Origin of the sequence: Ensifer sp. 4252, assembly GCF_050434565.1 — a bacterium.
GTDB lineage: Bacteria > Pseudomonadota > Alphaproteobacteria > Rhizobiales > Rhizobiaceae > Ensifer.
Window position 1 is genome coordinate 1 of the sequence record NZ_JBNDIU010000073.1, and the last position, 2,166, is coordinate 2,166.

A 2,166-nucleotide genomic window follows, 5' to 3' on the forward strand; every position below is an offset into this window, starting at 1 on the left:
AGCGCCGGCCCCGATTCCGCCGATTGGGCAAATCATGATTCCCTCCAGCCATGAAGAAGCGGCTGCCCTCGGTCGATCATGTTGAGACGCTGTCGCTTGTGGCGATGCGCCGGCTCGTCGGTGGCCTTGTCGAGGAACTGCACGCGCTCAAGACCGAGGTCGCAACACTGCGATCCGAGAACGAAGCCTTGCGGGAAGACAATGCCCAGCTTCGGCTCGAAAATGCTCGCCTCAAGGCTGAGAACCAACAGTTGCGCGACGAGATTGCCCGCCTGAAGCACCTGCCGCCGCGTCCGCCGTTTCGACCGTCCGGCATGGAGAAGGCGACAGAACCCGGTAACGGTGATCGTGCGGCTGGCAAATCGCCACGCGGCCCCAAGCGTGACAGCAACCGGATCACCCGCACCGTGACACTGAGGGCAGACGCGCCTGAAGGCTCTCGGTTCAAAGGCTACAAGAGCTTCTTCGTGCGCGACCTGGTGCTGGCGGCAGAACTTGTGAACTACCGCCGCGAGCGTTGGCTGACGCCAGAGGGCAAGGTGATCATCGCGCCGTTGCCGGAAGGGGTCTCCAGCGGCTTTGGCCGGAACCTGCGCCGCGCCTGTCTGGCGCTGCATGCCCAGGGGCAGGTCACGACCCCGCGCCTGACCGCGATCCTCAACAGCATCGGCGTTGAGATCTCCAAGCGGCAGGTTGTCCGGCTGCTCACAACCGGCCTCGATCCGTTCGTCGAGGAAGACAATGCGGTTCTGCATGCCGGGCTCGTGTCGGCGCCGTTCATCACGGTCGACGATACCGGTGCGCGGCACAATCGGCGCAATGCCTTCACCACCCAGATTGGCGGCGAGCGCTTTTCCACCTTCCGCACCAGCCTGTCGAAATCGCGGCTCAATTTCCTGTCCGTCCTGCGGGCGGGCCATCAGGACTATGTTCTCAATGACGAGGCGATGAACTGGCTGAAGGCGCAGGGCGTCGAGCACTCGATCATGGCCAGGCTCAAGACCAATCCCCCTGCAGTATTCACCGATCAGATAGCGTTCCTCGAGCACTTGGCCGGCAAGGGCATCGATATCCTCGACCGACAGCTTTTGCGTCCTGTTGCGGAGGCGGCGATCTGGGGCGCCATCCGCCATCACGGCCTGCTCGGCAACACGGTGATCGTTTCGGACGATGCGGGACAGTTCCGTGTCGCCAACCACGCCTTGTGCTGGATCCATGCAGAACGCTTGATGCAGAAACTGATGCCGGCGACACCGAAACAGGAACGGCTGGTCACGACGATCCGTGATCTCGTCTGGCGCTTTTACAAGGCGCTGAAGGTCTGGAAACAACAGCCTTCACCGCAGTTGATCACCGGGTTTCGGCGCAGGTTCGACAAAATATTCGCCCGACGTACCGGCTATACCGAGCTCGACAAGTTGCTCTTGCGCCTCCATCGCCGAAAGGCTGAACTGCTCAAAGTTCTCGAGCACCCGCATATTCCACTGCACACCAACGCGTCGGAGAACGATATTCGTTCCTTCGTCACCAGGCGCAAGATCTCCGGCGGCACCATAAGCCTCGACGGCCGCATTGCCCGCGACGTCATGCTCGGGCTGATGAAGACCTGCCAAAAGCTCGGCATCTCCTTCTATCATTTCCTGGGGGATCGCCTCGGGTTGGGTAGCTCAGGACGGCCAATTCCACCTTTGTCGCAACTCGTCATGATGGCGAGTTAAAGTCAGGTCTTTCTCGAAAACGGCACCAGCTTGCCGCTCTGGCCCTCATCAGGTCGCTTTTCCTTTCGCAGCAATTGCGGTGAGACATTCCATTGCCGGGCGTTGTCGCCGTGCACCGTGACCGTTTTGCGGTTTCGACGGATGACGATTCCGGCCTGCGTCTGGCCGTTATTGTCTTCGAACATCACGCGCTCGCCGATCGCCAATTCAAGCAAGGCATGCGTCGTCTTCTGCTGATGCAGAAAGTGGAGCCGATCGACGACCGCATCGTGCAATTCGATCAGCTCAGCTTCACTCAAGGTGTCAAGGTTGATCCCGTGCATCCTGGGCCTCCGTTCATGACGATGGTCGCCCCGAAAATGCGCCAATGCAATCGCGCTCCACGGCAACCCACAAGATCCTCCGGCAAAGAAAAATCCGGCCTGCCACCCGATTTGCCCCACGTACC

General features: G+C 60.6%; 2 protein-coding genes. One reads left to right on the forward strand and one right to left on the reverse strand.

Annotated features, from left to right (window positions below):
* Positions 1-50: 50 nt before the first annotated feature.
* On the forward strand, positions 51-1,718 hold the full coding sequence (locus tag ABIE33_RS36170) for an IS66 family transposase (RefSeq protein WP_429133951.1): 1,668 nt from the start codon (positions 51-53) through the stop codon (positions 1,716-1,718).
* A gap of 2 nt (positions 1,719-1,720) precedes the next feature.
* On the opposite strand, the gene ABIE33_RS36175 is transcribed toward ABIE33_RS36170, so the two are convergent.
* Positions 1,721-2,041: a hypothetical protein gene (locus ABIE33_RS36175; protein WP_429133953.1), complete on the reverse strand. Its 321-nt coding sequence runs from the start codon at positions 2,039-2,041 to the stop codon at positions 1,721-1,723.
* Positions 2,042-2,166: the final 125 nt, after the last annotated feature.

Excerpts from the sequence above, each read along its gene's own strand:
- ABIE33_RS36170 (WP_429133951.1), top strand. The coding sequence starts at position 51 with ATGAAGAAGCGGCTGCCCTCGGTCGATCATGTTGAGACGCTGTCGCTT.
- ABIE33_RS36175 (WP_429133953.1), bottom strand. The coding sequence starts at position 2,041 with ATGCACGGGATCAACCTTGACACCTTGAGTGAAGCTGAGCTGATCGAA.